At 69.0% G+C, this 24,182-nt stretch carries 23 protein-coding genes; 4 read left to right on the top strand and 19 right to left on the bottom strand.

The window, feature by feature from the left end; genetic code table 11:
- Positions 1 to 25: 25 nt before the first annotated feature.
- The 6 genes from ACE3PU_RS04380 to ACE3PU_RS04355 all read right to left on the bottom strand — a co-directional run bounded on the left by ACE3PU_RS04380 (position 26) and on the right by ACE3PU_RS04355 (position 6,615).
- On the bottom strand, positions 26 to 1,348 hold the full coding sequence (locus ACE3PU_RS04380) for an amidohydrolase family protein (RefSeq protein ID WP_374387045.1): 1,323 nt from the start codon (positions 1,346 to 1,348) through the stop codon (positions 26 to 28).
- Between the two features lie 178 nt (positions 1,349 to 1,526).
- Entirely contained in the window at positions 1,527 to 2,201 is a 675-nt protein-coding gene (locus tag ACE3PU_RS04375) for an OmpW family protein (RefSeq protein WP_374387042.1), read from the bottom strand.
- Positions 2,202 to 2,330: 129 nt separating this feature from the next.
- Positions 2,331 to 3,677, bottom strand: coding sequence for an oxygen-independent coproporphyrinogen III oxidase (hemN, locus tag ACE3PU_RS04370; protein ID WP_374387039.1), 1,347 nt, complete (start codon positions 3,675 to 3,677; stop codon positions 2,331 to 2,333).
- A gap of 16 nt (positions 3,678 to 3,693) precedes the next feature.
- Positions 3,694 to 3,840 carry a cytochrome bd-I oxidase subunit CydX gene (cydX, locus tag ACE3PU_RS04365; RefSeq protein WP_374387037.1) on the bottom strand — a complete coding sequence of 49 codons (147 nt, stop codon included), beginning with the start codon at positions 3,838 to 3,840 and terminating at the stop codon, positions 3,694 to 3,696.
- A gap of 19 nt (positions 3,841 to 3,859) precedes the next feature.
- Positions 3,860 to 5,008, bottom strand: a complete 1,149-nt coding sequence (cydB, locus tag ACE3PU_RS04360) for a cytochrome d ubiquinol oxidase subunit II (protein ID WP_374387034.1) — start codon at positions 5,006 to 5,008, stop codon at positions 3,860 to 3,862.
- A gap of 26 nt (positions 5,009 to 5,034) precedes the next feature.
- Positions 5,035 to 6,615, bottom strand: coding sequence for a cytochrome ubiquinol oxidase subunit I (locus ACE3PU_RS04355; RefSeq protein WP_374387242.1), 1,581 nt, complete (start codon positions 6,613 to 6,615; stop codon positions 5,035 to 5,037).
- 196 nt (positions 6,616 to 6,811) lie between these two features.
- Between ACE3PU_RS04355 and cydD the strand changes: the two genes are divergently transcribed.
- A complete protein-coding gene (cydD, locus tag ACE3PU_RS04350; RefSeq protein ID WP_374387032.1) occupies positions 6,812 to 8,416 on the top strand; it encodes a thiol reductant ABC exporter subunit CydD in 1,605 nt (534 codons plus the stop codon).
- The gene (locus tag ACE3PU_RS04345; RefSeq protein ID WP_374387030.1) at positions 8,413 to 10,116 is read left to right on the top strand and encodes an amino acid ABC transporter ATP-binding/permease protein; all 1,704 of its coding nucleotides are present in this window, start codon (positions 8,413 to 8,415) and stop codon (positions 10,114 to 10,116) included. The genes cydD and ACE3PU_RS04345 overlap by 4 nt, the downstream gene beginning before the upstream one ends.
- On the opposite strand, the gene ACE3PU_RS04340 is transcribed toward ACE3PU_RS04345, so the two are convergent.
- From ACE3PU_RS04340 to ACE3PU_RS04325, 4 genes are all read right to left on the bottom strand, one after another.
- Complete coding sequence (locus ACE3PU_RS04340; RefSeq protein ID WP_374387028.1) at positions 10,037 to 10,774, bottom strand: helix-turn-helix domain-containing protein; 738 nt, start codon at positions 10,772 to 10,774, stop codon at positions 10,037 to 10,039. The two genes, ACE3PU_RS04345 and ACE3PU_RS04340, sit on opposite strands and share 80 nt — an antisense overlap.
- A 277-nt stretch (positions 10,775 to 11,051) precedes the next feature.
- A complete protein-coding gene (locus ACE3PU_RS04335; RefSeq protein WP_374387026.1) occupies positions 11,052 to 11,495 on the bottom strand; it encodes a hypothetical protein in 444 nt (147 codons plus the stop codon).
- 8 nt (positions 11,496 to 11,503) lie between these two features.
- Positions 11,504 to 12,685 (bottom strand): TadE/TadG family type IV pilus assembly protein, encoded by a 1,182-nt coding sequence (locus ACE3PU_RS04330; protein WP_374387024.1) that lies wholly within the window; start codon positions 12,683 to 12,685, stop codon positions 11,504 to 11,506.
- 56 nt (positions 12,686 to 12,741) lie between these two features.
- Positions 12,742 to 13,188, bottom strand: coding sequence for a PleD family two-component system response regulator (locus ACE3PU_RS04325; RefSeq protein ID WP_374387022.1), 447 nt, complete (start codon positions 13,186 to 13,188; stop codon positions 12,742 to 12,744).
- Positions 13,189 to 13,295: 107 nt separating this feature from the next.
- Here ACE3PU_RS04325 and ACE3PU_RS04320 point away from each other — a divergent pair, with 107 nt between their 5' ends.
- Together ACE3PU_RS04320 and ACE3PU_RS04315 are read left to right on the top strand one after the other, a co-directional pair.
- The gene (locus ACE3PU_RS04320; RefSeq protein WP_374387020.1) at positions 13,296 to 16,643 is read left to right on the top strand and encodes an EAL domain-containing protein; all 3,348 of its coding nucleotides are present in this window, start codon (positions 13,296 to 13,298) and stop codon (positions 16,641 to 16,643) included.
- 47 nt (positions 16,644 to 16,690) lie between these two features.
- A complete protein-coding gene (locus ACE3PU_RS04315) occupies positions 16,691 to 17,086 on the top strand; it encodes a response regulator transcription factor (protein ID WP_374387018.1) in 396 nt (131 codons plus the stop codon).
- Positions 17,087 to 17,145: 59 nt separating this feature from the next.
- Here ACE3PU_RS04315 and ACE3PU_RS04310 read toward each other — a convergent pair whose 3' ends face one another.
- The 9 genes from ACE3PU_RS04310 to ACE3PU_RS04270 all read right to left on the bottom strand — a co-directional run bounded on the left by ACE3PU_RS04310 (position 17,146) and on the right by ACE3PU_RS04270 (position 24,178).
- Positions 17,146 to 17,892 carry an SDR family oxidoreductase gene (locus tag ACE3PU_RS04310; RefSeq protein WP_374387240.1) on the bottom strand — a complete coding sequence of 249 codons (747 nt, stop codon included), beginning with the start codon at positions 17,890 to 17,892 and terminating at the stop codon, positions 17,146 to 17,148.
- Positions 17,893 to 18,274: 382 nt separating this feature from the next.
- Positions 18,275 to 18,856 (bottom strand): DUF305 domain-containing protein, encoded by a 582-nt coding sequence (locus tag ACE3PU_RS04305; RefSeq protein WP_374387016.1) that lies wholly within the window; start codon positions 18,854 to 18,856, stop codon positions 18,275 to 18,277.
- 105 nt (positions 18,857 to 18,961) lie between these two features.
- On the bottom strand, positions 18,962 to 19,252 hold the full coding sequence (locus ACE3PU_RS04300) for a DUF3175 domain-containing protein (RefSeq protein WP_374387013.1): 291 nt from the start codon (positions 19,250 to 19,252) through the stop codon (positions 18,962 to 18,964).
- Positions 19,253 to 19,428: 176 nt separating this feature from the next.
- Positions 19,429 to 20,373, bottom strand: coding sequence for an alpha/beta fold hydrolase (locus ACE3PU_RS04295; RefSeq protein WP_374387011.1), 945 nt, complete (start codon positions 20,371 to 20,373; stop codon positions 19,429 to 19,431).
- Positions 20,374 to 20,394: 21 nt separating this feature from the next.
- Positions 20,395 to 22,263 (bottom strand): amidohydrolase, encoded by a 1,869-nt coding sequence (locus tag ACE3PU_RS04290; protein WP_374387008.1) that lies wholly within the window; start codon positions 22,261 to 22,263, stop codon positions 20,395 to 20,397.
- Positions 22,264 to 22,333: 70 nt separating this feature from the next.
- Positions 22,334 to 22,531: a DUF1427 family protein gene (locus ACE3PU_RS04285; RefSeq protein WP_374387006.1), complete on the bottom strand. Its 198-nt coding sequence runs from the start codon at positions 22,529 to 22,531 to the stop codon at positions 22,334 to 22,336.
- Complete coding sequence (locus tag ACE3PU_RS04280) at positions 22,528 to 22,662, bottom strand: hypothetical protein (protein WP_374387004.1); 135 nt, start codon at positions 22,660 to 22,662, stop codon at positions 22,528 to 22,530. Before ACE3PU_RS04280 ends, ACE3PU_RS04285 begins: the two co-directional genes overlap by 4 nt.
- 2 nt (positions 22,663 to 22,664) lie before the next feature.
- Positions 22,665 to 23,321: an isochorismatase family protein gene (locus ACE3PU_RS04275; protein ID WP_374387003.1), complete on the bottom strand. Its 657-nt coding sequence runs from the start codon at positions 23,319 to 23,321 to the stop codon at positions 22,665 to 22,667.
- A complete protein-coding gene (locus ACE3PU_RS04270) occupies positions 23,318 to 24,178 on the bottom strand; it encodes an alpha/beta hydrolase (protein WP_374387001.1) in 861 nt (286 codons plus the stop codon). Before ACE3PU_RS04270 ends, ACE3PU_RS04275 begins: the two co-directional genes overlap by 4 nt.
- Between the last annotated feature and the right edge of the window lie 4 nt (positions 24,179 to 24,182).

Below are 24,182 nucleotides of genomic sequence, written 5' to 3'. Positions count from 1 at the left end.
TCGCGTCACGCTTCAGCGTCCTGGTTCAGTCGAGTGCACAGGCGTCGATTTCCCCCGCAACGACGCGTCCGCCCTTGATCACTGTGCGCGGAGCTCGCAGAGGCGAGAGCCCCTCGGTCGGATCGCCCTCGACGGCGACGAGATCGGCGAAGGCGCGCGGTCGAACGACGCCCAGCCCGTCGTCGCCCAGCAGCCGGCCCGCCTCCCACGTCGCCGATTGCAGCGCCTGGGTCGGCGTCAGCCCCGCCTCGACATAGCCGTCCAGGGTCGCCCGCGATCCGGCCCCACGGCCCGGCCCATAGGGAAAGTAGAGGTCGGATCCTAGCGCAATCCGGACGCCCGCGCGGCGGGCCCGCATCAGGCGGTCTCGGCCGCCCTGCAGGTGGCCTTCGACCTCTTCGCGCGGGGGCTGCTGCGGCCAGCTGCGGGTGAACTCCAGCGCCATCTCCAACGACGGATCGGTCGGCGCCAGCCAGACGCCCTTGCGCGCCATCAGCTGGAGGGTTTCGTCCGAGACGTCGTAGGCGTGCTCGATGGAGGTGACGCCGGCCTCGACGGCTTCACGGATCGAGGCGTCGCTGGTGGCGTGGGCGGCGACGGGAACGCCGTGCCGGCTCGCTTCGCTGACGATGGCCCTGATCTCCTCGACCGACAGGCGGGTGCGCTGGGGCGTGGCCTCCGGATACATCTTGATGACTTCCGCCCCGCGGGCGATCGCCTCGCGGACGGCGGCGCGGGCGTCCTCCACCCCGGTCACGATGCGGTACTCGCCATTGACCAGATCGTGAGGATCATTGGGCATGGGCTCCATCTGGCCGCCCGCCGGCGCCAGCCCGGGACCCGACGCATAGATGCGCGGCCCGACGAGCCGCCCGTCGTCTATCGCCCGCTCGAGGACCAGGTCCAGGAACCGGCCCGAGTTGCCGAGGTCGCGCACGGTCGTGAATCCGGCCTCCACATACTCGCGCGCGCGGCCGGCCGCGGTCAGGGCGCGATAGACGTCGCCTTGCACGACGTGATCGCGCGCGGCGACGTCCGACAGGCCCTCGCCGCCTTTCTGCTCAAGCAGCAGGTGGGTATGGGCGTCGATCAGCCCGGGGATCACCGAGCAACGACGCAGATCGATGGTCGTCGCCCCCTCCGGCGTCGCCAGCGCCTCTCCGACCTCTGCGATCCGCTCGCCCCGGATCAGGATGTCACGCGGCCCGACCATGCGGCCGGCCTCCGAGTCGAACAGATTTCCGGCGCGCACCAGCACCACCGGCTGCGGCGCCCTTTGGGCCTGGGCGAGGGTTGGCGAGGCGACGGCGACAAGCGTCAGGGCGGCGGCGAAAAGGCGGGATTTCATGAGGTCTCCAGGACTTTCCCGTCAGAGGCTCGACTTGAGCTGTTCGGATGCGGCCTGACGCGTGAATTCGGCGTAATCTCGCCGTGATCCGGGCATCGTCCCGGGAGACCGGCTGCGCCGACAGCGGATTTTGCGTCCACACCACAAGCAGACGTCCCCCGCCGTCGGCGCTGACCGCCTAGAATTTGCGGCTCACCCCCACCGACGCCACCCAGGGATCAAGGTCGACACTGGACTTCAGGGCGCCGTCATTGACGCTGGCCTCGGTGTTGAACCAGACCTTCTTGACGTCCAGGTTCACGCTCCAGCGCCCCTGGACGCCGATGTCGGCGCCCGCCTGCAGGGCGTAGCCAAAGCCATCCTCAAGATCGACCTTGAAGCTGTTCCTGTCCTTGCCGTCATAGAACAGCATGTAATTCACCCCGGCCCCGACATAGGGGCTGACGCGGCCCTGGGTCAGGGGGCGATATTGCAGGGTCACGACCGGCGGCAGGACCCAGGTCTCGTGCACGGCCACATCGGTTGACCCGCCCTGGGCGCGGATCTCGTGCCGGGTCGTCCCCAGGATCGCCTCGACCGCCAGGTGGTCGGTCAGGAAATAGGTGAAGCCCAGGGTTGGCATGATGCTGTCGCCGACATCCACCTTCAGGCCGGAATCGGCGCCGGCGGCGGTGACGATGGCGTCGTCGGCTTGGGAAAACACGTCCGTGATACGGCCCGTCAGCAGGAAGTCACCCTTCCGGGGCGCCTCCCACGCGACGGAGGCCACGCTCGCGCTCTGGGCCGCAGCCAAGGTCGGCGCAGCGACGGCGGCCAATGCGACGGCGGCAAGAAACAGGATCTTGGTCTTCATCTTCTCGTCCCCGACGCCCCGGCCGCCTCTTGCGACCTTCTGAAGGCGTCTGGGAGGCGTGATGCGCCACGCCGCGGGCGCCGCCCTTGATCCAGCGCAAAGCAGGACGGGCATGGACAATCTGTCCAGTCAGACCACCCGCGCGTGCCGTTGCTGGATATCGGCGGCGTCGGGATCGAACGCGGCGCACACCGCCCGCACAAAGGGCTTGCCCAGCGTCGTCACCGCGACCACCGTCCCGTCCAGACAGACCAGGCCATCCGCTGCAAACCGCTCCAGCCGGGACCAGGCGCCGGCGACCTCGGACAGGTCGCGGCCGCGACGACGCGCGATCCGCGCGACATCGACGACGAAGTCACACATCAACCGCTCGATGATCTCCCCCACGAAGGCGGCCTGCTCGGTCAGGGCGACGCCTCGAGCGACCGGCAGATCTCCGGCGCCCACCGCCTGGCGCCAGTCGCGTTCCTGCACGTGGTTCTGGACGAAGCCCTGTGGCGTGCGGCTGATCGAAGAAGCGCCCAGGCCGATCAGCACCTCGGCCGCATCGGTGGTGTAGCCCTGGAAGTTGCGATGCAGCCGCCCGGAGCGATCCGCCGCCGCCAGCCCATCGTGCGGCAGGGCGAAATGATCCAGCCCGACGGTCTGCCAGCCCTTGCCGGTCAGATAGCGCGCCGCGGCCTGGCTCTGGATAAAGCGCGCCTCGGCGTCGGGCAGGTCGGCGTCGTTGATCAGCCTCTGATGCGGCTTCATCCACGGCACATGAGCATAGCCGAACAGGGCGATCCGATCGGGCTTCAGCGTCGTCACCCGGCCCAGGGTGGTGACGACATGCTCGACCGTCTGGAGCGGCAGGCCGTACATCAGGTCCAGATTGAGCGAGGTCACGCCCTGCCCTCGCAAGGCCTCGGCCGCCCAGCGGATGGTCTCGAAGCTTTCGGGCCGGTTCACCGCCGCCTGGACGCGCGGCGACAGGTCCTGAACCCCCAGGCTGGCGCGGTTCAGGCCGACCCGCCCGGCGGCTTCGACCCACTCCGATGTCAGAACCTCGGGGTCCAGCTCGGCGGCGATCTCGAAACAGTCGCGCAGGTCGAACCGAGCCGAAAGCCCCGCGAAGAGTCGCTCCAGGTCATCCGGCGACAGCATATTGGGCGTGCCGCCGCCCAGATGGATCGAACCCACACGGACCGAACGACCGATATGGGCCAGAACCAGATCGGCCTCCTGCAGCAGCAGATCCACATAGGTGGAGACGACGCCGGCCCGGTTCACCGCCCGCGTGTTGCAGCCGCAGTACCAGCACAGCCGCTTGCAGAACGGAAAATGCAGATAGAGCGAAACCGCCGCATCGCGCGGCGTGCGCTTCAGCCAGGCGGCCCAGTCGGCCGGCCCGACGGCGGGCGTGAACTGCGCCGCCGTCGGATAGGAGGTGTAGCGCGGCGCATGGACGTCGTAACGGTCGATGAGGCGGCGCACGGCGGCACGACTGGGGCTAGAGGGGAACATCGCCCTCTTTCGACGCATCGACCGACAGGCCGGCATCGCCCTCGTCGAACAGGTGGAACTCGTGCCACAGCCCGTTCAGCACGCCGAAGCCCACCGCCAGACCCAGGCCCAGGATCCAAGAGAAATACCACATCGCTTTCGGCTCCTATGGCTCAGTAAAGGTCGGGGTTGGTCTTGAGGGCGGCGGTCGAGGTGCGGCCCCAGAGCACGCTGTAGACCCAGCCGGTGTAGGCCAGAACCAGCGGCAGGAAGATCACCGTCACGATCAGCATGATGAACAGGGTCAGATGGCTGGACGAGGCGTTCCACACCGTCAGGCTGGACTGCGGATTGACCGTGCTTGGCAGGATGAAGGGAAACATCGACAGGCCGACGGTCGAGATGATCCCGACAGCGGACGCCGACGACCCGCCGAAGGCCAGCGGCGCCGACCGCCGCCACATCCCGATCAGACCGACCAGGGCGCCGAGGAAACCGAGCGCCGGGGCGACCATCATCCAGGGATAGCGACCGTAGTTGTCCAGCCACGCGCCGGGCGCGGCCTGAACGGTCGTCCGCAACGGGTTGGAGAAGCCGTTGACGTCCAGCGCGCCGGTGATCCGATAACCCAGCCCGCCATAGGCGACATAAAGCCCCCCCGCCGCGAACAGAAGCAGGGCCAGGACGCCGGCGACCGTGCCGATCAGACGCGCGCGCTCCAGCACCGGCCCGCGCTCCGCCTTGACCGAGAGCCAGGCTCCCCCGTGCAGCACCAGCATGGCGACCGACAGCAGGCCGGCGATCAGGCTGAAGGGGGTGAACAGGCCCAGCAGGCTGCCGTCGTAGAAGGATCGAAGATCGCTATCGAGATGGAAGGGCGCGCCCAACAGGACATTGCCGACCGCCACCCCGAAAACCAGGGCCGGAACGAAGCCGCCGACGAACAGGCACCAGTCCCAGAACGCCTTCCACTTGGGCGACGCCCGCTTGGAGCGGTATTTGAACGACACCGGCCGCAGGATCAGCGCGGACAGCACCAGAAACATGGCCAGGTAGAAGCCCGAGAAACTGACCGCATAGACGAAGGGCCAGGCGGCGAAGATCGCGCCGCCGCCCAGGATGAACCACACCTGGTTGCCTTCCCAGGTGGCGCCGACGGTGTTGATCACCATGCGGCGCTCCTCATCGGTCTTGGCGACGAAGGGCAGAAGGGCGCCGACCCCCAGGTCGAACCCGTCGGTCAGGGCGAAGGCGATCAGAAGCACGCCCAGCAGGCCCCACCAGATCAGGCGCAGGGTGGCGAAGTCGAGGGGAAGGTCCATTGTCGGATGTCCTTAGGAAATCTGGGTCAAGCCACGGCTGGCGCGGGAACGAACTGGGCCTGCGCTTGCGGGGCGGCTTCGCCGAACGTCTCCTGCTCGTGGAACGGCCCCTTCTTGATGGCGTGAAGCATCAACCGCACCTCGACCACGGCCAGGGCGCCGTACAGCAGGGTGAAGCCGACGATGGTGGCCCACAGCTGCGGCACGGTCAGGGACGAGGCGCCCAGGAAGGTCGGGAGCACGCCCTCCACCGCCCAGGGCTGACGCCCGAACTCGGCCAGTATCCAGCCGAACTCCATGGCGACCCACGGCAGGGGGATGGCCAGGACCGCGATGCGCAGAAGCCAGCGGGTCTCGTGTTTGCGCATCGTGCACAGGACGAAGGCCGTGCCGAACAGGGCGATCATGAACAGGCCCACGCCCGCCATGATGCGGAAGCTCCAGAACAGGGCCGGGACGTTCGGCACCGTGTCCCACGCGGTCTGTTTGATCAGCTCGGGCGAGGCCATACGCGGATCGGCGACGTGACGCTTCAGCAGAAGCCCATACCCCAGGTCGCGACGGTGAGCCTCGAAAAGACCCCGCGCCACGGGATCGGCGGGGTTGGCCTTGACCCTCTCCAGCGCGTCGTAGGCAATGACGCCGGATTCGATGCGCGTCTCGGCCGTGGCGACCAGTTCGAAGATGCCTTCGACCGGCTTGTCGATGGTGCGGGTGGCGATCAGCCCCATGATCCACGGCACATGGACGCCGTAGTGGGTCTCGCGATCCTTCATGCTGGGGACGCCGATCAGCGTCAGGCCGGCCGGCGCGGGCTCGGTGCGCCACATGGCTTCCAGCGCGGCGAGCTTCATCTTCTGGTTATCGGTCAGGGCATAGCCGGACTGGTCGCCCAGCACCACGACCGACAGCGACGCCGCCAGGCCGAAGGCCGAGGCCACGGTCATCGACCGCTTGGCGAAGCCGACATGTTTCCCGCGCAGCAGATAGAAGGCGGACACGCCCAGCACGAAGACCGCGGCGCAGACGTAGCCGGCCGAAACGGTATGAACGAACTTGGCCTGGGCCACCGGGTTGAACAGCACCGCCATGAAGTCGGTGACCTCCATCCGCATGGTGTCGGGGTTGAAGGCGGCGCCGACCGGGTTCTGCATCCAGCCGTTGGCGATCAGGATCCACAGGGCCGACAGATTGGTGCCCAGCGCGACCATGAAGGTGACGAACAGGTGGGCGCTCGGCTTCAGCTTGTCCCAGCCGAAGAACATCAACCCGACGAAGGTCGCCTCCAGGAAGAAGGCCATCAGCCCTTCGATGGCCAGCGGCGCGCCGAAGATGTCGCCGACGTAATGGCTGTAGTAGCTCCAGTTCATGCCGAACTGGAACTCCATGGTGATCCCGGTCGCGACGCCCAGCACGAAGTTGATGCCGAACAGCACGCCCCAGAAGCGGGTGATGGTTCGCCAGATCGGGCGGCGGGTCATCACATAGATCGACTCCATGATGACCAGCATGAATGACAACCCCAGGGTCAGGGGCACGAACAGGAAATGGTAAAGGGCCGTCAGCGCGAACTGCAGCCGGGACAGGTCGACGACCGCGAGGTCGATCATGGCGTTGCTCCGAGCACTCGGTCTGGACGACCGAAGTTTGCCCGGCCGTAGAAGCTGGGCGGGATGGCCGCCTTGATCTCGATCAAAGCGTCCCCGATCCCCCGCCCCTATTGGACGCTTGGTCCTTGGACGTTTCGTCCAACGACGTTTTGTCTAGTGGCGCGCGGTCTTGGCCGGGTGCTGGAGTCCGCCCATGACCGCCGTGCCGATCGCTCCCGTCTCAGCGGCCGCCTGGCTCAAGCAGACCGCCCGCCCCTGGCGCCGGCTGACGCTGCTGGCCGGTCTGTTGACGGTCGCCGACGTGGTTTCGGCCATCGGCTTCGCGGCCGGCCTGGCCCTGACGATCTCCAACCTGACCGTCTCGCCCGCAGCCGCGGCCCCGTGGCTGGCCTTGGCCGTGCTCAGCCTGGTCGGACGCGGCCTGATCGGTCAGGCCGCCGTGATCGTCGGCGCGCGCCTGGGCTGCGCGGTCAAGACCGATGTGCGAAGCCGCCTGCTGTCGGACCTGTTCGGACGAGGACGGCGATCCGGCAACCGGCTGACGGCGCTGGTCGAGGGCGTCGCGGCGTTGGACGGCTATTATTCGCGGTTTGCGCCCCTGCGCCTCGCCGCCGGCGTCTCGCCGCTGCTGATCATCGCCGCCACCGCCCTCGCCAGCCCGGTGTCGGCGGGCGTCCTGCTGTTCACCCTGGTCCCCTTCATCGCCGGCATGGCGCTGGCAGGCACGGCCGCCGCCGGAGAGAGCCGGCGTCAGTTCCAAGCCCTGGAGCGCCTGTCCGGCCTGTTCATCGACCGCATCCGCACGCTGCCCGCCATCCTCGCCTACGGCGCCGTGGATCGCACCACCGCCCAGATCGCCCAGGCATCGGAGGAGCTGGAGCGCCGCACCGCCCGCGTCATGCGCATCGCCTTCCTGTCGTCAGGCGTGCTGGAGTTCTTCTCGGCCCTGTCGGTCGCCCTGATCGCCGTCTACTGCGGATTCAACCTGCTGCGGCTGCTGCCCTTCCCGGCGCCCGAGACGCTGGACCTGTCGCGCGCCTTCTTCGTCCTGGCCCTGGCGCCCGAAGTCTATGCGCCCCTGCGCCGCCTCGCCGCCGCCTACCATGACCGCCAGGCCGCAGAGGCCGCCGTCCCGTCCATGATCGTGCCAGACGCGCGCCCCGCCATGCGTGCGCGCCTTGGCGATTCGAGCCCCGCCCTGCATTTCCGCGACGTCGCCATCGCCTATGAAGACGCGGCGCCGGTGATCGACGCCTTCTGCCTGGATGTCATGCCCGGCCAGACCGTCGCCCTGATGGGCGCCAGCGGCGCGGGCAAGTCCAGCCTGCTGCATCTGTTGCTCGGCCTCGCGCCCCTGACACGCGGCGACATCCAAATCGGCGAGCAGAGGCTCAGCCTTTGCGGCGACATCGCGGGGCGCGTCGCCTGGGCCAGCCAGCACCCGATCGTCGTGCCCGGAACACTGGCCCAGAATATCGCCCTGGCCGACCGCACCGCCTGTCCCGGCCGCATCGCCCTGGCCGCGCGCACCGCGGGTCTTTCGGGCGACCTTAACCGGCCTATCGACGAGCGCGGCGGCGGACTGTCGGGCGGCGAGCGCCGACGGCTCGGCTTGGCGCGCGCTGTGCTGAAGCCCGCGCCGATCCTGCTGCTGGACGAGCCCACAGCCAATCTGGACCCCGCCGCCGAGCGCGCGATGCTCGACGTCATCCGTCGGGCCGCCCGCGGCCGCACCACTCTGATCGCCACCCACTCCCCGGCGGTCGCCGCCCTGGCCGACCGCGTGGTGCGGCTGTGAACGCCCTGCCCCGGATAACCGGCCTGATCGCCGCCCAGGCTCGCGCCCAGCGCGCCCGGCTTCGCCTGGCGGCGGCGGGTGGCGCTGTCGTGTCCGTCTCGGCCGTCTGCCTGCTGGGTCTGTCGGGATGGTTCATCACCGGGGCGGCTTTCGCCGGAGCCGCGGGCGCGGCGGCGGCCCAGAGCTTCAACTACATGATGCCCAGCGCCATTATCCGACTGCTCGCCATCCTGCGAACGGGCGGGCGTTATGTCGAGCGCGTCGCCGGCCACGAGGCGGCGTTGAAGGCCCTGGCCCGCCTGCGTCCTCAACTGTTCGACGCCATCGCCGCCAGCCCGGTCGAAGGCGCCCTCAGCCTTTCATCCGGCGAGGTCTCCGCCCGCCTGGTCCAGGACGTGGATGCGGTTCAGACCCTTTTCGTGCGCCGCTCGGCGGCGTGGAGCCTGGCTGCCGGAGCGACCGCCGCCGTGCTGATGGCGAGCCTCGCCTCGCCGCTTGCCGGCCTCGCCTTGCTGCTCGCGATGGGCCTGGCCTGCTTCGGCGGCCTCGTCATCGCGCGGCGGCTGGCCGATCCTGCGGGCCGCGCCGCGCAGATCGGCGTCGGTCTGCTCAAGGACCGCCTCGCCGCTCTCGAAGCCGCCGCCCCCGAACTCAAGGCCTATGGCCTGAACGACTGGGCCGCCCTTCAGGTCGCACGGGTCGCCGCCGACCACGATCGGACGCAGATGGCGCTGACTCAGGCCGGAGGATGGATGGCCGCGTGGCAGACGTTCGCGACCGCCGTGGCTGTCGGCGTGGTCATCCCCGCCGCATTCGGCGCCGACCTGCCGATGATCGCCCTGGCGGGCCTGGCGGCGGTCATGGGCGTAGAATCGGCCGGCGGTCTTGTCGCGGCCCTGCATCAGAACGGCGCCGCCGCCCAGGCCCTGGTCCGCCTTGAGGCCGCCGTCCCCGCACTTCACGTCGGCGCCACGCGGAAACCCAATGGCGCCGGCCTGATCATCGACGGCCAACCCGAAATGCCGCCGCCGTTCCGCCTCGGCCTGTTCGGGCCGTCCGGCGCGGGCAAGACCACCCTGATCGAACGCCTGATCGGCCTCCAGACGCCCATCGCCGGCGAGATGCGTCTGGGCGGCGCAGACGCCGCCGACATCGCGCCAGAGGAGCGCCGCGCCCTGTTCGCCTACGCGGCGCAGGACGTTCGGCTGTTGAACGGCTCGGTGCGCGAAAACCTGCTGCTCGCCGGCCCTGCCGACGATGACGCCTTGTGGGAAGCGCTGGACGACGCGGCTCTGGGGGATCGGATCCGCGCCGAGCCGATGGGGCTGGACACCCCCCTCGGCCCGAACGGCGAACGGCTGTCGGGCGGCGAACGGCGCCGCCTGGGCCTGGCCCGCGCCTATCTGCGCGACGCCCCCTGGCTCGTGCTGGACGAACCCACCGAAGGCCTGGACGCCGCGACCGAAGCCCGCGTGCTGGAGACGCTGCAACGTCGCTTGGTCTTGAGAGGTCAGGGCCTGATCCTGGTCAGCCACCGCGCGCCGCCCATGGCCCTGTGCCAGCGATCGGTGCGCGTGCACGGCCTGGACGACACAGGCCGCGTGCAGCTGTCGTCCCCGCCTAACGCTCGCCGTCGGCCAGGGCCCGCAGCCGATCAGGCCGTTCGATCCGGAGTCCGTGCAGCGACAGGGCGTGGATGACGCCGGCCGCCTTCAGCTTGCTCAACTCCCGACTGACGGTCTCGATGGTCAGGCCAAGGTAATCGGCGATCTCTGATCGCGTCATCGGCAACCGCACCACGTTTTCCGCCGACGGTCGCAGAGGGTCGCGCTCCACCATCGTCACCAGGAAGCTGGCGAGACGCTCTCGCGCGGTCTTGCGTCCCAACAACAGCATCTGGCCCTGGGCCGCGGTCAGTTCATGCATCGCCCGATCCAGCAGCGCCGCTTCCAGGATCGGCTTTTCGCGCGCCAGCGCGTGATACTCGACCGCGCGGAACCGACACAGGGTGGTGTCCTCGATCGCTTCGGCGGAAAAGGCATAGGACGCGCCCGCGGCCAAGCCGATGAAGTCGCCCGCGAACAGGAACCCGGTAATCTGGCGTCGGCCGTCCGACAGGAGTTTATAGACCCGCACCGCCCCGGACGTGATGTTGAACACGCTCACCGCGCGATCGCCTTCGCGGGCCAGGACGTCGCCCGCCGCCAGCGACATCCGCTCCGCGATGGCGTCCAGCCGCGCCAGGTCTTCGGGCAGCAAGCTGTCGCACACGCTGAACGCCCGCGCGCCACAGCCCGAGCAGACGGAGTTCTGACGCCTTTCGGCGCAGGCGGCGGACAGGGAGCGGATTTCGACCATTCAGCCTCGCTGATCGCACCATGACTAGACTCGCCGCCGACCTGTCGCAATCACGCGCCCGCGAAGTTTCGCGCCACGTGTTTACGCCCCAGACGTTCCCAGACATGGCTGAGCGCCGCCTTCGGTCGGCGGAACCCGCTTCAAAGCGAACGCTCCGAAGTCTCTGTTGAGTCAAAGGCAGCTGTCGGCAAGGCTGCCCTCAAAAGGGCGTCAGTTCACCGACCTGCGCCTGCGCCTGGCGGAAGGCAGGCCCGTCGGCCTACGTCAGCGCATCGATCTACTCACCGTCCGGCGGCGGCGCAGCCTCGCGCCGCTCGCTTGCGCCGTCGCCCGCTCTGCGATCGCCTCCTCGCCGGTCGGCCCGCCGCATCCCCCCGTTGGTCATCATCAGCTCGAGGCGAATCTCGATCATCCGTTGCTCGAGGCTGCCGAGCATCAGCACGAGGCAGGAGAACATCGAGAGCGCCACGAAGAAGGCCGCCGCAGGCGTTGGCACCCTCAGCCCCGCCACCTCGCTCGCGGAGAACAGGACGGACAGTATGCCGAACGACCAAAGGGTCGCATAGGCCCCGATCACCTTCATCAGGGAACGGCGGGGGGCCTGTTTGTTGATCCGCCCCCCGGGCTTGCGCCGGTCCTTGCCCCGCCGCTCGCGGGGCTGGCGGCGATCCGAGACGTCGGGCGCCGGCGATGAGCTGGACGGGCTGTTCGGCGCGGTCATGGCGATCCTTATCTCAGAAGACGCGTGCCGCCGGCGTTCGGGCCGACGCCTGAGGGCACAGGGACGTTGGAGGTCTCATAGTTGGCGTTGATGACGAGCGAGGCGGACCCCTTCAGTTCCAGCCAGCGGGCGACCACCACGGTCCAGGCGCTATCCCGGGCGACGTCGGCCTTGCCCTCCACCACGAGGGCCGCCTCCGGCACATAGATCACGCCCAGCAGGGTCTCCGCATTGTCGCTCGAGATGATGAAGCGCTGGGTGTTGCCTCGCGTCGCCACGATGACGAGGCCCGCCAGGGCGCCGCTGCGTCGCCCGGTAAGCCGAACGACGGACTGGTTCTTGAAATCGAACTTTGACTGCTTGTCGAACAGCAGCACCACGTCGTCGCCTTCGACGACGGCGGAGTCGCTGAGCTCGAGATGACCGCCAAGGAACCAGTGCTCCCCCGGTCTCAGCACCAGTCGCGCGGTTCCCTTCAGCTTGTAGCCGCCGCAGTGGACGCCAGGGTTGGCGTAGATCACGCCCGTGTCGACCACTTCGACCGAGGGCGTCCCGCTGCACGGCTGCGACTCGTTCAGGGCCATGGTCTTGAAGGGATCCTCGATCGGCGCGGCGCCGACCCCGGCCTTGGGCGAGATGATGCCTGTGGCGCCCGTCACCGCCTGAACGGCGCCCGCGGCGATGCTTCCGCTGGCGACGATGTCGCGGTTGGAGTGGACCATGCAGTGCGGCGCGCTGAGGCGGCTGCTGTCGGAAACCGCGATCACGGTCTGGCCCCCGTCGCCGATGCCCAGGACGCAGAGGGGGGTGCGCCCGACGGCGGTGGCGCGCGACACCACGTCGAAATTCCAGCCGCCCGGCGGCAGGAGATTGACGAAGAAGGACACGCGGTTTCCATGCAGCTTCACAACGAGGACCCGTTGTTCGTCCACCTCCTCGACCGAGATCTGCCGCGTGATCTCGGGACGTTGGCTCCAGCGGGCGACCGCGTCGTCCACGAATACGCCCGCGCGCTCCATGGCCGCGTCGTCGGAGACCGCCAGCCCCAGTTCGCGCGCGCCGGCGAGCGCCGCCGAATCGGCCACGTCTTGCAGCCGGCTGCGGGCGGCGCTGACCGCCATGAGATCGATCGCCCCGGCGACCACGAGACACAGGGTGGGGGCCGCAAGGGCGAACTTCAGCGCGATCATGCCGCTGTCCGCCCGCCGGAAGCGGGCCAGTCGGCCAAGTAGAGCGCGAAGCCCCGTCACGCCGCGGCAGCCGCAGACGCCGCCCGCCGCAGCGCCGCCTCGCCGCGCGCCGATCGGAGCACGAAGCGAAGCTGGTAGCTCAGAAGCCGCCAGTGCAGGGGTTTGACCACGAAGGAGGTGGCGCCGCAGGCGAAGGCGCGATCGATGGCGAGAACGTCCTCGCGCCCCGTAGCGACGACGACCGGAAGATGGCGCGTCGCCGCTGAAGCGCGGAGCCGCTCGAGGAGGCCGAACCCGTCCAGATGCGGCATCTCCAGGTCCGACACGACCAGATCATAGGATTGGACGCCGAGCATCTCGAGCGCCTGCGCCCCGTCCTCGGCCGTGTCGACGGACGTCGTCGCGGTCGCCAGATTGACCTTGGCGAACTCTCTCAGGATGGGGTCGTCATCCACGAAAAGCAGTCGCGCCGCGTCATCAAGGACATAGTGAAAATCCGCCACGGCCCGCTCCAAAACCCGTGGGTTCGCCACCAATCAAGGCGGAAGCATTAAGCTCGGGGTCATTAACACTCGGTATCTTCGGTAATAATTCTGGAGGGCCGTAGTCGGTGCGACAAAAATCCCTTGCGGCGAAGCTCGTCCTCCTCGTGGTCGCGGCGCTGGCGTCCGCCTTCGTGGCGACCACCGCCGTCACCGCCTGGCTGGAGGTGACACAACAGGCGCGCCTGGAGACAGAACGGCTGACCCAGACCGCGCGTGTGATCGCCTCCTTCTCCGGCGAGGCCGTCGCGCAGCAAGACCGGTCCGGCGCCTTTGCGGCGGTGCGCGCGATCGCGCAGATGCCCAGCCTCAACTATGCCCGGATCGAGGGCGCGTCCGGGGAGGTCCTGGCCGAAACGGGCGCCGGCGCGCGCCTCCTCTCGGACGTTCGCATCGACTCCGCGCAGACGCCGGGTCTCTGGCGCACCCTGACGACCGGCTCGATGGAGGTGGCCGTCCCGATCCTGTACGAGGGGCGCCGGGTCGGAAGTCTGACCCTATTCGCGGAGACCCCGCAGTTGCGCGGTCGGATCCTGGACGCGGCGGCTCCCACGGTGCTCGGCGCCCTGGGGGCCTTGGCGGTCGGCCTGATCGTGGCGCTGCGCCTCGCCCGCGCCGTCAGCGATCCGATCACGGCGCTTGCAGCGCGCGTGCGCCTCATTCGCCGCACTCAGACCTACGCCCTTGTGGAGGACATCCCCGCGGACGGCGAGGTCGGGGACCTCGTGGCCGGCCTGAACGACATGATGCTGGGCATCCAGTCCCGTGACGCCCAGTTGGCCGAGCACGTCCGCACGCTGGAACAGAAGGTCGAACGCCGAACGGCCGAACTCGCGGACGCCAAGGTCGCGGCCGAGGCCGCGAACGCGGCCAAATCCGACTTCCTGGCGGTCATGAGCCACGAGATTCGCACCCCGCTCAACGGCATCCTCGCGCTCGGCGACCTCCTCGACCAGGGCGAGCTGCCTGCGCGCGAGCGTCGCTACGCCCAGGTCATCGCGGCGTCGGGCCGGGCCCTGCTCAGTGTCATCAACGACATCCTCGACTTTTCGAAGGTGGAAGCCGGCAAGCTGGATCTGGAGGCCGTCTCCTTTCATCCGCTCGAGGTCGTCGAAGGGGTCGCGGACCTCTTCGCCGCCCGCGCCGCCGAGAAGGGGCTGGACCTCGCAACCTATGTCGATCCCACAATCGACGGCCTGGTCGGCGATCCGGCGCGCATTCGCCAGGTGCTCGCCAACCTGCTGAACAATGCGATCAAGTTCACCACCGAGGGCGGGGTCCTCATCGAACTGCGCCGGGAGGGGCCCGATGTGCGCTTCGAGGTGCGGGACACGGGGCCCGGCATCCCAGAGGCGGCGCTGCCGACGCTCTTCGAGGCCTTCACCCAGGCCGACCAGTCCACGACGCGCCTGCACGGCGGGACCGGTCTGGGCCTGGCGATCTGCGACCGGCTGGTCAAGGCGATGGGGGGCCGGTGGTCGGTGTCGAGCACCCTGACCGTCGGTTCGCGCTTCGCCTTCATCGCACCGCTGCCCGTCACCGCCGCCGCGCCGATCCTGGATCTCGAAGGCGCCGAGATCGGCCTGGGCGAACTCGGTCCGATGACCCGCCTCGCGGTGGAGGCCTATGTCGCCGATTTCAACGGCGTCGGCATCGGCGCTCCCGCCAGCGCGGCGGCCATCGTCGGCGACGCTGAGCCCGCCCGGCCCGGCGATGTCCGGCTCTCCAGCCAGCCGGCCCTGGCCGGGCCGGAGGACCTCACCCGTCCGCTCGCCCGGACCTCCCTCGTCGCCGTTCTCGACGCCTTCCGACAGGGACGCCGGCCGGTGCTCACCCCCGACCGTGCGACCCGCGACCGCGCCGTGCGCTATCCCGGCGTCCGCGTTCTTGTCGTCGACGATTCCGCCGTGAACCGGGAGGTGGCGTGCGAAACGCTTGAACGGCTGGGAGCGACGGTGGAGGTCGCCGTCGACGGATTCGAGGCCGTGGCGCGTGCGGGACCGGATCACGCCTTCGACCTGATCCTCATGGACGGATCCATGCCCGGCCTCGACGGCTTCGAAGCCGCGCGGCGCATTCGACGTGAAGAGACGCAGGCCGGCCGACCCCGGACGCCGATCTATGCGCTGACGGCCCATGTCATCGGCGCGGCCGCGGACGCCTGGCGATCCGCCGGGATGGACGGCGTGGTCCACAAGCCCTTCACCCTGTCGGACTTGGCCGCCGTCTTCGCGAAACATCTGCCGGACCGGGCGCGGCAGGAAGCCGTCGCCCCGGCGCCTGCCCCCTCCGCTCCAGCCCCTGAGGACGGGCTGTTCGACATCGCCGTTCGGACCGAACTTGCGACGATGGGCGCAGAGGGGGCGGACAGCTTCGTGGCCCGGATCGAGCGCCTCTATCGCGAGAACGCTCCGGCCCGCTTGGACGAGCTTCAGACGGCGGCGGACGGCGGCGACATGGAGGCGGCCAGCCGCGCCGCGCACGCCTTGAAGTCGATGAGTTTGAGCCTTGGTGCCAAGGGCGTCGCCGAAGCCGCCGGTCGGCTGGAACATGCGGCCCGGCGCGGCGATCCGGTCGCCGGCGACGTCCCGGCGCTTCGCCAGGTGCTGACCGCGACCCTGGCGGCGATCGACGGCGGTCCGGCGGTCGCCCCCCTGCCCCCGATCGTCGAGGCGTTCGACGCCGCCCTCGCGGAGGGCCGCCTCGCCGTGGCCTATCAACCCCTGTGCGATCCGCGGGGAGGCTTCGCCCACAAGGTGGAGGCTTTGGCGCGGTGGCGGACCAGCGAGGGCGGCTGGATGCCGCCGACAACCTTCATTCCGGAGCTCGAGGCGGCCGGACGCCTGTCCGACCTCACCGATTTCGTGCTCGCCCGCGCGCTCGAGGACGTGAAGGCGTGGCCCGGCGTCCGGGTCTCGGTCAATGCGGGCGCGGACGAGTTCCAGTCGCCGGACTTCGCCGCGCGCGTGCAAGGGGCGCTCGCCGCCAGCGGCGTGGGGCCGGACCGCCTCCAGATCGAGGTCACCGAAACGGCCCTGCTCAGGATCGATCAGGCGCGCTCGGGGCTGACGGCGCTCTCGGCCGTCGGGGTCGCGGTCGCGCTGGACGATTTCGGCGCGGGCTTCACCAGTCTGCACGCCCTTCGGGACCTGCCGTTCGACACCCTCAAGATTGACAAGAGCTTCGTCGACGACTGCTGCATCGACACGCGCTCTGCGGCCATCATCCACGCGGTCGCGGGCGTCGGGCGGGCGCTGGGCATGAAGGTGGTCTGCGAGGGGGTGGAGACCCAGGCCCAGGCCGACTTCCTCCGCGTCGCCGGCGCCCACTTCCTGCAGGGCTATCGTTTCCACCGCCCCATGGACCCCGCCGCCCTGTCGAAGCTGGTCGAGCAGGGCGTTAAGAATGTCGCTTAGGACATCATTCGCCCACACGGGCGATGATGGCGCAGGAGAGGGAAACCATGGCTCTGATCCTCATAGTGGACGACGACCCGACCGTTCGGGCGATCGCCACCGAATTGTTGCGCGCCGACAACCACGCGATCCTCGAGGCGGCGGACGGGGCGCAGGCCCTGGCTCTGATGGAGCGCCTGCCGGTCGATCTGGTGATCCTCGACATGCTCATGCCGAACGTCGACGGCCTGGAAACCATCCAGGCGCTGAGAAAGCGCAACGCGACCGCCAAGATCCTGGCGATCTCCAGCGGCGGCGTTCTGGACTCCGCCAGTCTGCTCAGGATCGCCTTGACGTTCGGCGCCGACGCGGCGATGCAGAAGCCGCTTCGCATTAGCGGCTTTCGAGGTGCGGTCAACCGCCTGCTGGAGCCCGACCCGCCGGCCGGGTCTAACGCGGCCTGACAGCGCGGCCGTAGGGCCAGCCCGCGCTTAAAATCTGTGGCAGCCTCGCCTCGTGCGGATCAGCCCGGCTGCCCCTCCCCTCCGGTGGCGCCGAAGACCTGCCCGGTCGAATAGCTGAGCGCCGGATCCGCAGCCGCGACGAAAGCCCCGGCGATCTCCGCCGGTTGCCCTGGCCGTCCCATCGGACTCTCGGCGCCGAAGCTCCGCAGCTTCTCCGGCGTCGCGCCGCCGCTGACCTGTAACGGGGTCCAGAAGGGGCCCGGCGCGATCGCATTGACCCGTATCCCCTTCCCGGCCAGCTGCTTCGCCATCGACTTGGTGAAGTTCAGAACGGCCGCGCGCGTCATGGCGTAGTCGACAAGGTCCTCCGACGGATCGCCCGCCTGCACCGAGGACGTGTTGACGATCACCGCACCGGACTGCATCCGCTCCACCGCCGCCTTGGTCAGCCAGAAGGGGGCGTAGACGTTGGTCTTGAACGTGGCGTCGAAGTCCTCGCTCGTGATGTCCCCGATGGTCGGCTTGGTCTGCTGGCGAGCCGCGTTGTTCACCAGGATGTCCAGACCACCCAGTTCGCGCGCCGCCGTCTCCACCAGCCTGCGGCAGAAGCGCTCCTCGCGTAGATCGCCCGGGATGGATACGGCCTTGCGCCCCTCGGCCCGTATCAGGGCGAGAACCTCGTCTGCGTCGGACTGTTCGGCCTCCAGATGATTGATCGCCACATCCGCGCCTTCTCGGGCGTAGGCGATGGCGGCGGCTCGACCAAGGCCGCTGTCGCCCCCCGTGATCAGAGCCCGCTTGCCCAGCAGCCGGCCCGAACCGCGATAGCTGGTCTCCCCATGGTCGGGGCGCGGTCATGCGCGAGGCCAGGCCCGGCCATGGCTGTCGCTGCTCCGGAAACGGCGGCCTGGGGTAGTCCGCCGCCCGGGGTGCTGGCGGCGCTTCTACAGGCGGCTGCTGTTGCGCCTTTGCGGCGCCGGTCGCGACGGCGGCCAGGCTCGCGCCGGCGATGAAGGTGCGGCGGCCGCTGTTGATGTCGGTCATTCGATGTCTCCGGGCTGTCCCCGGTTCAATCGTGTTCGACGCTCCGGGTTCCTGAGTCGCATCGCCGACAGAGGCTCCGAGTTGACCGCGCGGCCTCCATGCTGCGCCGCTTGCACGATGGCGGCGTTGGCCGGCCCAAGCCCATCAAAGGGGCTCTTCGGTCAGCAACGCCCCGCTCACGAGGTCCGTCGCTTCCCTGGCGCCTTCCGGCGACAGCGAAGCGGGTCCGGCCGGAAGCGGGACGTCGGCTCGCCTTCCGTGCGCCTCGATGTCGGCGATCAGCCGCTTCATCTCCTCGATCTCCTTCACCTGGTCGCGCGTGATCCTGTCAGCGAGGTAGCGCACGCGAGGATCGCGGATGTCGGCCTGGCGGGCGTTGTTGATGGCGATCGAGTGGTGGGGGATCATCGCCTTCATGAAGTCGACGTCGCCCACCAGCATCTGACTGCGATTGACGGCCAGCAACACGATCCCGATCACGACAGCCCCGGCGAGCACCGCGACCTTGGCGACCGTTGGCCGATACATTTTCCACATGAAGCCGAGCATGACCGCGGTCATGACGCAGCCCATCACCAGGGCGGACACGAGGCGAGTCAGGCTGAACAGGGCATGCTCGGCGCTGTAGACCAGCTGGTACATCAGAAAGAACATGATGGTCGTCGATGCGACGATCATCGCGCCGAAACGCCCCCAACTCATGCTCATCGTGTGATCCCGGTTCATTGTCTCGCCTGCTTCAAGTATGCCCCGGCGCCTGAGCCGGGGACGGTTGAGCGGATCGCCCGATGGCCGCGGTCCCGCCAAGATCGATGTCGATGTCCTGTCCCGTCAGGCGCCGTCCTCGGCCCTGCCAAACGCCTTGCGCAGCTCGCCCTTGGCCGCTTCCAACGTCTCTCGCTGTTCCGGGTCCAGGTTGTCGCCGGCGCGATTGATGTAGAAGGTCAACATCGACATGGCCGACTGGAACGGCGTGCCCTTGCGTTTATGACTGGCTTCGGCCGAACGCTTCAGCGACGCAGCGATCTGGGCGGGATCGTTCCCGCTGAAGACGCCTTCATCAAGATCGAGCGCATCGCTGTGTTCAGTGACGTCGGCGGACCAGCGACTTTTATCAGACATCGGCGGCTCCCTTCCTTTGACGAACCCCCAACGAAGGCGGTTGTTTCGTCCCCGCAGAAGAAACCGCCATGCCGCGCGGCGACAAAATGGTCTCAGCTTAAGCGGCGGCCGAAGATGATGGGGCGGTGAGCCGACACGGGCGGCGGTCTGAGATCGCCGCGCAATGCGCCCCAGGTTCAACGCGCGCCCAAGAACCGGTCCACCTCTTGGGCGAAACGCTCCGGGTACTGGAACATGAAGGCGTGTCCGGAGTCGGGATAGATCACCAGCGTGGCGTTCGGCAGGGCCTGGGCGAGCGCGAAGGACTGATAGGTCGGGATCATCACATCCTCCACGCCATTGGCGACCAGGACCGGATGGCGCAGCTGGGGCGCCCTGTTCAGCAGGGAAGTCTCCGCGGTTCCGACATCCGATCCCGCCGAGAGCATGGCGCGCCAGGCGTCGGCGCTCACACGCGCGGCGAAGGCGTCGGGGCGCTGACGCAGGCGCGCCAGGTGCGCCCGGCCGGCCTCCTGGCTCGTCGGCGTGTCGCGGAAGAACAGGTAGAGAAAATCGGCGTCGACGTTGACCGGCTTGGTCGCGACGGCGATCGCCTCGGCCCGGACGTTGTGGCCCTCGACGTAGCCCGCCCCGCTGCCGGCGATGATCAGGCGGCGGACCAACTCCGGCCGGCGGTGCGTCAATTCCTGCGCCACCAGACCACCGAAGGAGAAGCCGAACAGGTCCACGTTTTCATAGCCGAGCGCCTCGATGAAGGTCGCGGCGTTGTCGGCCCAACCGGCCAGGCGCGGCGACGCCGTTCCGGACGAGCGCGCCACGCCAGCGTTGTCGAACAGGATGACGGCGCGGTTCGCCGCCAGAGCGTCGACGAAGGCGGGATCCCACTCGTCCATGGTGCCGCGAAACCGGTTCAGCATGATCAGCGGGGGGCCGTCGCCGGCGCCGACGACACGATAGGCGTAGCGGACGCCGCCGGCTTCGACAAAGCGAGTGTCGACGCAGACGGCGCCGCACACGGGCGCCTGGGCGCGTGCCGGCATGGGCGCGCCGGCGGCCAAGGCGGCGGCGACCGTGATCGTAGCCAGGAGCAGGATGGGCGTTCTCAGGGACAGGCGGGACATGGCGGATCTCCGGCGGAGGGTTCACACAGCCCAGCAGCCGCAGCCGAGCGCGCCCCAGAAGGCGGTGGCGTCGGCGGCCGGGGCGTGGGTGCGGTAGGCGGCGGCGTGGTCGTGGCCATGGACGGCGCAGACGGCGGCGCAACCGCAAGCGGCGGCGGCGCGGGCGAAGAAGCCGGTCTTGTGCGGCGACTGGCGATAGCCGCCGAAGGTGCGAACCGGCGACCAGTCGGGCGTGACCGGCGGGATCGGCAGCGCCTCTCGGGCGAAGTCGCCCGCGCCCCAGACAACCCGACCGCCTAGAAGGGTCAGGTCGCTCTGGATGGCGACGATCTCATCCTCGGGGACCGAAAAGTAATCGCGGTCGAGGGCGACGAGGTCGGCAAGCTGGCCGACCTGAATACGGCCCTTTCCGCCCTCCTCGTTCGAGAACCAGGCGTTGGCTTCGGTCCAAAGCCGCAGCGCGGTTTCGCGGTCCTGTCGCTTCTCGGGCGGATACATGCGCAGGCCGCCCAGACTCCGGCCCGTCACCAGCCAGCTCAGACTGACCCACGGATTGTAGGAGGCGACACGCGTGGCGTCGGTGCCGGCGCCGACCGGCACGCCGGCGGCCAGCATGCGCGAGATCGGGGGACTGTCGGCGAGCGCGTTCGAGCCATAGCGCTCCACGAAGTCCTCGGCCTGGTACATCATCCGGTGCTGGACGGCGATGCCGCCGCCCAGGGCGGCGATCCGATCGATGTTTCGCGGGCTGATGGTCTCGGCATGATCGAAGAACCAGTGCAGGCCTTCGAAGGGCTGGTCGCGGTTGACGGTCTCGAACACGTCGAGGGCCCGGCTGATGCTCTCGTCATAGGTGGCGTGCATCCGCCAAGGCCACCGCTGCTCGACCAACTGACGGACCACCGCCTCCAGATCGTCCTCCATGCCTGCCGGCAGTTCGGGACGCGGCTCGCGGAAATCTTCAAAGTCGGCGGCGGAATAGACCAGCATCTCGCCCGCGCCGTTGTGGCGGTAGAGATCGTCCCCCTGCCCCGGCCGGACCTGCCGGCCCCAGCTGCGGAAATCCGCCAGCTCCTCGCGCGGCTTCTGGGTGAAGAGATTGTAGGCCAGTCGCACGGTCAGCTGGCCGTCGGCGTGCAGCTTTTCGATAACGGCGTAGTCGTCGGGATAGTTCTGGAAGCCGCCGCCTGCGTCGATCACGCTGGTGACGCCCAGCCGGTTCAGCTCGCGCATGAAGTGGCGGGTCGAATTCAGCTGATGCTCTTCGGGCAGCTTCGGCCCCTTCGCCAGGGTGGCGTACAGGATCATGGCGTTGGGCCGGGCGATCAGCAGGCCGGTCGGGTCGCCGTTGGCGTCGCGCTGTATCTCGCCGCCGGGCGGCGCCGGCGTGTCGCGGGTGTAGCCGACCGCGCGGAGCGCCGCGCGGTTCAGCAAGGCGCGGTCGTAGAGATGCAGGATGAAGACCGGCGTATCCGGCGCGGCCTGGTTGATCTCGTCCAGCGTCGGCAACCGCTTCTCGGCGAACTGGTGACGAGTGAAGCCGCCGACGACGCGCACCCATTGGGGCGGCGGCGTGTTCTGGGCCTGCCGTTTCAGCATCGACATGGCGTCCGCCAGCGTCGGAACGCCGTCCCAGCGCAGCTCCATATTGTAGTTCAGTCCCCCTCGGACGACGTGGGTGTGGCTGTCGATCAGGCCCGGAATCACCCGTCGCCCGCCCAGGTCGATGCGCCTGGTGTTCGCGTCGGCGGTCGGAAGGATCTCTCGCTGGGACCCCACGCCCGTGAAAACGCCTCCGGTCACGGCCACGGCCTCCGCCGAAGGGTTCTGGCGGTCCAGGGTCGTGATCCGGCCGTTGGTGAGGATGAGGTCGGGGGCGACGGAGGTCATGGCGCGGCGCGCTCCACCCAGACCTGCCGCGACAGCGGCGAGGCCGAGGGCTTGGGAAAGGGTTCGACGATCAGGGCGCATCGGACGGGGCCGAAAGCGGCGGCGGAGCAAGGCGGGCCTTCACGACAGCGACGGCCTGCTCCCCGAGCAGGATGCCCAGCAGGCCCAGCAGCGCGACATACGGCGGCGCGGGCGAGCGGACATTCAGCAGGCCATAGATGACGCCGACCAGCAGGCCGACCGCGAGGGAGAGCAGCAGCGGCTTCATTCGTCCCGCTCCCGCCGGAAGATCGCGACGGGATCGCTGGCGGGAAAGCTTTCCTCCAGCGCCTCGTCCAGCAACGCCTCGAGCGACTGCGGCTCCACCAGCAGTTCCTCGTCGGGATGATCGAAGGCCATCGTCAGCCCTCGCGCGCATGTTCGCCGAGCATGGCCTTGGCGTAGAGCAGGCCGATGCCGTAGGCGCCTGAGTGATCGATCGCGATGCCGGTGGTCGCGTCGTAGGTCTCGCCCCGCGCCCAGTCGCGCTGCAACTCGAGCAGATACTGCAGCGCGGTCAGCGGCCGAACGCCGGCCTGGATCATCCGCTCCATGGCGCGGTTGTGGGCTTCGTCGGAAACGTCGCCCGAAGCATCGGCGATGACATAGACCTCGAACCCCTGCTCGACGGCCGACAGAGCCGGCCCCGCGATGCAGACGGATGTCCACAGGCCCGCCAGCACGACCCGACCCTTGCCGATGCGGTTGACCTCGGCGATGACCGCGGCGTCTTCCCAGCAGTTCATGGTCGTCCGGTCGATGATCGGCGCGCCCGGAAAGGCCTTCTGGATCTCGGGAAAGACGGGCCCGGAGAAGCTGGTGGCGGCGACGCTGGTCAGGATCGTCGACACGGCGAAGGCCGCGGCTGCGCGCGCGACCGTGGCGGTGTTGGCGCGCAGGGCGCCGACCTCGATCGAGTTCAGCGGGAAGGCCATCTGCGACTGATGATCGATCAGGATCAGGGCGTGGTCGGAGGGCGTCAGCAAAGAGCGTGCTGCGGCTACGGCGGCGGTGGTCATAGGAAGTCTCCTTCGGGCGCTTTGAGGAAGTCGGTGTCGGATTGGAGGGCGGCGGCTCCGTGGGCGCCGACGAGGCCCTGCTGGCGGCCGTCCCAGGCGATGCAGGCCTCGGCGACCGCTTCCCAGCCCGGCTCGGCGATCAGCAGGTGCGACCGTCCGGGAAAATGGATGTAGTCGGTGCGAGCGGCGCTGCGCCGCTGGATGCGCCAGGCCGCGCGAGAGAGATACGGCGTCACCAGCCGGTCCCGGTCGCTGCCCGTGATCAGGAGCGGCTGCCGGCGGCGGTTCGGATCGACGCACGTGCCCCGCCAGAACGCCGCCTGGTGAATGACGCGGCCCGAGGTCGGGATGACGTAACGGCCCCAGGTCTCCTGCTGCAGGCTGGGCGGCGCGGCGTTGGCGTAACGTCTGGCCCAGAGCCGCTCGGAAAGCGCATAGGGCCGTCGATCGCCTCTCGGCCGAAGAACAGCGGGCGCGGCCGCTCGCAGGGTGAGCCAGCCGGGGACGACGCCGGCGATGGGCGCGGGGTTGAGCGCGATCCCCGCCCGCCCCAGTCCCCGGTCCAGCAGCAACTGCACGAACAGGCCGCCGAACGAATGTCCGACCAAAAGCGGCGGTCTCGGCAGAGCCGCGACATAGCCCGCCATGTGCGCCACGATCGTCTGGATCGAGAGGTCGCCGAGCGCAGGCGGCGGCGCGTCCCGCAGCGTCGAGACCGGAAGGCCGCAAATCACAGGCCACTCTGGCGTATGCACCCGATAGCCCGCCGACCGCCAAGGGTCGACGAACGGCCGCCACGACGCCGCGGTGACCCACAGTCCGTGAACGAAGACGACGTCATCCAGAGGCCGCTGCATGGGG

Origin of the sequence: Brevundimonas sp., from assembly GCF_041911375.1 — a bacterium.
In the GTDB taxonomy this organism is placed as follows: Bacteria; Pseudomonadota; Alphaproteobacteria; order Caulobacterales; family Caulobacteraceae; genus Brevundimonas.
The sequence above is the reverse complement of the archived record's forward strand: the minus strand, read 5'-3'. Positions and strand labels throughout refer to the sequence as shown.

Coding starts and splice junctions, on each gene's coding strand:
- cydX (WP_374387037.1), bottom strand. CDS start 3,840: ATGTGGTATTTCTCTTGGATCCTGGGCCTGGGTCTGGCGGTGGGCTTC.
- ACE3PU_RS04295 (WP_374387011.1), bottom strand. CDS start 20,373: ATGTCCCGCCTGTCCCTGAGAACGCCCATCCTGCTCCTGGCTACGATC.
- ACE3PU_RS04305 (WP_374387016.1), bottom strand. CDS start 18,856: ATGAACCGGGATCACACGATGAGCATGAGTTGGGGGCGTTTCGGCGCG.
- ACE3PU_RS04290 (WP_374387008.1), bottom strand. CDS start 22,263: ATGACCTCCGTCGCCCCCGACCTCATCCTCACCAACGGCCGGATCACG.
- ACE3PU_RS04315 (WP_374387018.1), top strand. CDS start 16,691: ATGGCTCTGATCCTCATAGTGGACGACGACCCGACCGTTCGGGCGATC.
- ACE3PU_RS04275 (WP_374387003.1), bottom strand. CDS start 23,321: ATGACCACCGCCGCCGTAGCCGCAGCACGCTCTTTGCTGACGCCCTCC.
- ACE3PU_RS04340 (WP_374387028.1), bottom strand. CDS start 10,774: ATGGTCGAAATCCGCTCCCTGTCCGCCGCCTGCGCCGAAAGGCGTCAG.
- ACE3PU_RS04300 (WP_374387013.1), bottom strand. CDS start 19,252: ATGTCTGATAAAAGTCGCTGGTCCGCCGACGTCACTGAACACAGCGAT.
- ACE3PU_RS04330 (WP_374387024.1), bottom strand. CDS start 12,685: ATGATCGCGCTGAAGTTCGCCCTTGCGGCCCCCACCCTGTGTCTCGTG.
- ACE3PU_RS04280 (WP_374387004.1), bottom strand. CDS start 22,662: ATGGCCTTCGATCATCCCGACGAGGAACTGCTGGTGGAGCCGCAGTCG.
- cydD (WP_374387032.1), top strand. CDS start 6,812: ATGACCGCCGTGCCGATCGCTCCCGTCTCAGCGGCCGCCTGGCTCAAG.
- ACE3PU_RS04270 (WP_374387001.1), bottom strand. CDS start 24,178: ATGCAGCGGCCTCTGGATGACGTCGTCTTCGTTCACGGACTGTGGGTC.
- cydB (WP_374387034.1), bottom strand. CDS start 5,008: ATGGACCTTCCCCTCGACTTCGCCACCCTGCGCCTGATCTGGTGGGGC.
- ACE3PU_RS04375 (WP_374387042.1), bottom strand. CDS start 2,201: ATGAAGACCAAGATCCTGTTTCTTGCCGCCGTCGCATTGGCCGCCGTC.
- ACE3PU_RS04335 (WP_374387026.1), bottom strand. CDS start 11,495: ATGACCGCGCCGAACAGCCCGTCCAGCTCATCGCCGGCGCCCGACGTC.
- ACE3PU_RS04380 (WP_374387045.1), bottom strand. CDS start 1,348: ATGAAATCCCGCCTTTTCGCCGCCGCCCTGACGCTTGTCGCCGTCGCC.
- ACE3PU_RS04285 (WP_374387006.1), bottom strand. CDS start 22,531: ATGAAGCCGCTGCTGCTCTCCCTCGCGGTCGGCCTGCTGGTCGGCGTC.